At 52.2% G+C, this 5,303-nt stretch carries 4 protein-coding genes; all 4 read left to right on the forward strand.

The window, feature by feature from the left end; genetic code table 11:
• A partial coding sequence (locus tag ACLUYS_RS09245; RefSeq protein WP_412659678.1) for an acyltransferase occupies window positions 1–493 on the forward strand: 493 nt, incomplete at its 5' end.
• 432 nt (window positions 494–925) lie between these two features.
• Complete coding sequence (gene ade, locus ACLUYS_RS09250; protein WP_412659679.1) at window positions 926–2,683, forward strand: adenine deaminase; 1,758 nt, start codon at window positions 926–928, stop codon at window positions 2,681–2,683.
• A 263-nt stretch (window positions 2,684–2,946) separates the two neighbouring features.
• A complete protein-coding gene (locus ACLUYS_RS09255; RefSeq protein ID WP_230266884.1) occupies window positions 2,947–4,596 on the forward strand; it encodes a peptide ABC transporter substrate-binding protein in 1,650 nt (549 codons plus the stop codon).
• A gap of 157 nt (window positions 4,597–4,753) precedes the next feature.
• Window positions 4,754–5,251, forward strand: coding sequence for an amidohydrolase family protein (locus tag ACLUYS_RS09260; protein ID WP_412659680.1), 498 nt, complete (start codon window positions 4,754–4,756; stop codon window positions 5,249–5,251).
• Window positions 5,252–5,303 lie beyond the last annotated feature (52 nt).

A 5,303-nucleotide genomic window follows, 5' to 3' on the forward strand; every position in this document is an offset into this window, starting at 1 on the left:
GGAAGGGGAACGTACCGACCGGCTGATTTTTGAAATGGGACAAGTCATGCCCGAAAGCGCGGAGTATAAAGCGCTGCTGCACGAACTGCTGTCGGATTTAGGAGAAGGTACGCGCGTTCGTCCGCCGTTTTACTGCAATCTCGCATCCAATATTCATATCGGAAAGCACTGTTCCATCATGCCCTTCTGCAAGTGCATGAGTGCGGGCCAGATCACGATTGAAGACGATGTGCGCATTGCGCTCAACTGCGCGCTGATCACAAACAATCATGATTTTTATGAACGCGATATTTTGACCGTCGCGGATATCCGCATCAAAAAAGGCGCCTGGATCGGCGCCAATGCGACGATTCTTCCCGGCGTTACCGTCGGAAAATACGCCGTCGTCGGTGCCAATTCGCTGGTCAACCGGGATGTGCCCGATTACGCCGTTGTTGTCGGCAGTCCGGCCAGAGTCATCCGCATGCTGGATGCGGACAAGTTCAAAGACTGAAGAAACGAAAAGGTCAGACAGAATATCCGCTAGCCGTATGGTCCAATCGAACAGGCCAGATCGAGCGCCCAAAGCCGGTCTTTTCATGACCCAATGCAGAAGCAGGAGCGCCGTTTCCAGAACAGGAAACGCGCTCTTTTTTGATGGGCAGATCTGGCCAGGCGGTCAGGCGATGAAAAATGAAAATGTCTTCTAAGGATAGTTTCTCGACCAGATTCTTATAATTTTATGCAGGTCAAAGGTATACTTTCTCAAACCGATCCCCAAAGCGGCTCCATAACAGGCCGGCGAGATCGGCGCTTTGAAAACGAAATACAAAATCCTGTCCCCGGAAAGAATGTCCACGAAAAACGGATCGGCCTGAAGCGGTCGAGACGATTCGAAACACGCTGAACCAGTCTCTTTGTCCGGGGATAAAGAAGGAATCCATTTATGAATCTTGAATTTATGCAGAAAACGATACGTAAAGCCAGAGGACTCGAAGACAGCGATCTGGTTCTGAAAAACGCGAACATCGTCAATGTCTTTACCCACACGATCGTATCCGGAGATATTGCGATCAACGACGGAAAAATTACGGGTATCGGATCGTATACCGGCAAGGAAGAGCACGATCTGAACGGCGCGTATGTTTTGCCGGGTCTGATCGATGCCCATATTCATATTGAAAGCACGCTGGCTTCGCCCCTTCGCGTCTCTTTGCCGCTTTTGAAGCGGGGAACGACGGTGCTGATGGCGGACCCGCATGAAATCGTCAATGCCGGCGGAAAAGCCGGGCTGGACTACATGCTCGAAGAAGCCGCGCTCTCTCCGCTCGATATTTATGTGATGATGCCCTCTTCCGTTCCCTCCACCGGTTTTGAAACGAACGGCGCCGGCGATTTTATGGCCCGGGATATGGAACCGTATGTGAAAAATCATCAGGTGTTTGGCCTGGGCGAAGTGATGCGTTTTCACGATGTGCTGAACGGAGATAAGTGCATGCTGGAAATTCTGGAAACGTTTGAAGGCCGGCCCATCGACGGGCATGCGCCCGGCGTTCATGGCCGTGATCTGATGGCGTATCGGCTGGCGGGCATTACGAGTGATCACGAAGCGGTCAATGCCGACGAGGCGATCGAAAAGCTGGAAGCCGGTCTGCATCTGTTTTTGCGGGAAGGATCGGGCGCGCAAAATCTCGAAGCCATCCTGCAGGGCCTGATCGAAAAAGGCGTATCGCTGGAAAACTGCTCGTTCTGTACCGATGACAAGCATCTCGAAGAAATCGAAACGCGCGGTCATATCGACTGGTGCCTGAAAAAGGCCGTGGATGTCGGGGCCGACCCGATCGAAGCCGTCTGCATGGCGACCATTCAGAGCGCCCGCCATTTTGGACTGAAAGAACATGGAGCCGTGGCTCCCGGCTATCTGGCGGATCTGGTCATCGTCAAGGATCTGAAAGACTTTGAAATTATCGATGTGTACAAAAACGGAAAGCCGTACGCGCAGATCGAAGAGGAATTCACCAAAGCCATGTCGTCTTCAGAAAACGCGAAAACCGAAGCAGAGCGGCGGAAACGCTTTGCGCCGCTGTATCACAGCGTGCATCTGCCGACGTTCCAGGCGGACGATCTGCCGGTATTCTCGGGCGATCTGCACCGGATTGAACTCATTCCAGGCGAACTGCTCACGCACGATGGAACGATGTACGTCGAAGATGGAGAAGATCCGCTGGCCATGCCGGGCATCAGTCAGCTCGTTCTTTGCGAACGCTATGGAAAAACCGGTGCTGTTCAAAGCTGTCTGGTCAAAGGGTTCGGTCTGAAAGGCGGGGCCATCGCTTCCTCGTTTGCGCATGACGCGCACAATGTCATCGCGATCGGGGATAACCGCGAAGATCTGGCCTGCGCGATTAACGCCCTGACCGAGATGAACGGCGGCTATGCGCTGGCTTCTCATGGACGCGTTCAGGCGGCTCTGCCGCTGGAAGTCGGCGGCCTGATGAGCGAAGCCGCACCCGAAGAAATTGTCGAGAAGCAGAATCGTCTGATTGCGCTCGCACAGTCCATGGGCATTGAAAAAGGCGTAGACCCGTTTACCAGTCTGGCCTTCCTGGCTCTGCCGGTAATTCCGGAACTTCGTCTGACGGACAAAGGGCTGTTTGACACTGTAAAGCAGACGTTTGTGTCCAGCGGAGCCACATACGAGTAGGGCGGCTTTTCCGACCGGTTTTTACCTTTCTCTCCTGACTGAATCCGGTTTTGAACGGCAGCGGGCGTCGCGTGGAGGAAGCGCGCCCTCGTTTTTGAAAAATAGCTAACCAGATTGTTGAAGCAAAGCGACAGCGGAAGGAGAAAAAATCAATTTCCGGTTAAAAGCGAACACATTTAAATCATTCCTTTCGGTTTTCCCAAATCCAACCGTTATTTGAATTGCGATTCGTATAATGGTGGAAAAGAAGAAAGGAACTCTTTATGAACAAGATTGTAAAAGGGTCCGTAGTCGCACTGGCTGCTGTTTCCATGGCGGCCTGCTCCAGCGCACCAGCTGGCGGCACAGACCAGAGCAACACATCGGGATCTTCCACTGGTTCCCAGGTTCTTAACCTGATCAAGGAAAACGATGTCATTACCATGGATTCCTCCCTGGCAACCGACGGTACGTCCTTTGAAGCCATCAACATGGTTATCGAAGGTCTGGAAACCACTGATCCTGAACACAACATCGTCCCGGCTCTTGCCGAAAGCTACGACGTATCGGACGATGAACTGACGTATACCTTCCATCTGCGTGATGCCGAATGGTCCAACGGCGATCCCGTTACCGCGGCGGATTTCGAATACGCATGGAAAGATACCATTACCGACCCGACAGCGGACTATGCGTACCTCTTCACAACGGATGGCGCCTGCATCAAAGGTGCAGATGAAGCCATGGGCGACCCGGAAAAGAAAGATGAAATCGCAGTTACCGCAAAAGACGACAAGACACTCGAAGTTACGCTCAGCCGTAAAACTCCGTATTTTGTATCGCTGACCACATTCCCTCCGTTCTACCCCATCAACCAGAAATTCGCAGAAGAACAGGGCGACCAGTACGGTCTGTCTCCGGAAAATCTGCTGTTCTGCGGTCCGTTCGAACTCGAAAACTGGACCAAGGGCAACTCCCTCAAATTCGTCAAGAACCAGAAATACTGGGGCGCTGACGATGTCGCCCTCGATGAAATCAACATTTCCGTTGTTCCAGATCCATCGACCGCCGCACTGACTTACGAAAACGGATCGGCAGACTATGCCCGTCTGAACTCTTCGCTCGTTGATAAATACAAAGACGACGAAGCCTTCACTTCTGTACTGGGAAGCTTCCTCTGGTACCTCCAGTACAACTTTGAAAACGAAGATCTCGCCAACGAAAACCTGCGCAAGGCGCTGACTCTCGTTGTCGACAAAACCAACCTGACCGATGAAATCCTCAAAGACGGATCCATCCCAGCTGAAGGTTTTGTAACCAAAGCACTGGCCAACGGACCAGACGGCAAGGACTATCGTGAAACCGCTGAAGCCTACTTCGCCGGCGATTACGAAGACAACCTTGCAGAAGCGCAGAAACTGTTTGATCAGGCGAAAAAGGAACTCGGCAAGGACACCATCAGCCTGCGTTTCCTGTTTGAGCCAAGCGATCCTGCTAAACCAGCCGCTGAATTCATCCAGTCCGAATTCGCAAAACTCGATGGTCTGAACATCGAAATGATTCAGCAGGAAAAGAACGCCCGTCTGAAAACCCAGCAGAACGGCGACTTTGACATCGTTCTCACCCGCTGGGGCCCGGACTACGCAGACCCGACTACATATCTGAACGTTCTGCTCCCAGGCGGATCCTTCAACTTCGGTAAATACCCGAACACCGCTTATTCCGATAAGCTCGATGAAGCCGCAAGCGCTGCATCGGCTGAAGAGCGCTGGGAACTGCTGAAAGAAGCAGAAAAGATCGCCATGGACGACGTGGCTGTAGGCCCTGTATTCCAGACCGGTGCATCCGATCTGCTGAACCCGAAAGTGAAAAACCTCGTCGACAACCCAGTTGGCGTACCGTTCGTTTACAAGTACGTAACGATCGAAGAGTAATTTTTCGCCCAGTTCACGATAAAAACTCATACTGAAAAAAAAGCCGGATACCCATTCCGGCTTTTCTATATATAAAATTCGAAAAGAACGATCGAAATACGACAGAAACCTTCAGGAAAGAGAGACAGTCTCTTCTTTTGAAAATGGGAGAAGCCAAATGAAAACTTTACTGTTCAATGCGCACATTTACGCGCATCCAGATGATACGGCGCTGCTGATCAATGATGCGCGAATCGAGAAAACGGGAACCCTGGAGACCCTTCAAAACGAGTCGGATGAGTGTGTGGATGCAAAAGGCGCCTGGATTTATCCGGGATTTCATGATTCGCACCTTCATCTGATCATGACCGGACAGGCACTCAGCTGCGCGCCGCTCCAGAACGCGAGAAGCATGAAGGACATTCAGACGCTCGTTCAGGAACAGATCGACAAAAGCGAGCGGATCGTCCATGGCATGGGCTGGAATCAGGAAGATCTGAACGAAAAACGGATGCCGACCCGAACGGATCTCGACGCCGTCAGCGCCGACATACCGATTGTCATCGAACGCTCCTGTACGCACATTCTTACGGCCAACAGCGCGGCGATGCAAAAAGCCGGCTGCTGGAAAGAAGACGGCATTTTCAGCGAGGACGATTGCCTCCCTTTTATGTAGCTGCTCGAAGAAAACGAAGAAGAACAGCTCAACGCAGCCGTCGATCACTGCC

The organism is Allobaculum sp. (assembly GCF_047010065.1).
Classification (GTDB): domain Bacteria; phylum Bacillota_I; class Bacilli_A; order Erysipelotrichales; family Erysipelotrichaceae; genus Allobaculum; species Allobaculum fili.

What these genes read in the sequence shown, in the direction of transcription:
- ACLUYS_RS09260 (WP_412659680.1), top strand. Translation starts at nt 4,754, where the DNA reads ATGAAAACTTTACTGTTCAATGCGCACATTTACGCGCATCCAGATGAT.
- ACLUYS_RS09255 (WP_230266884.1), top strand. Translation starts at nt 2,947, where the DNA reads ATGAACAAGATTGTAAAAGGGTCCGTAGTCGCACTGGCTGCTGTTTCC.
- ade (WP_412659679.1), top strand. Translation starts at nt 926, where the DNA reads ATGAATCTTGAATTTATGCAGAAAACGATACGTAAAGCCAGAGGACTC.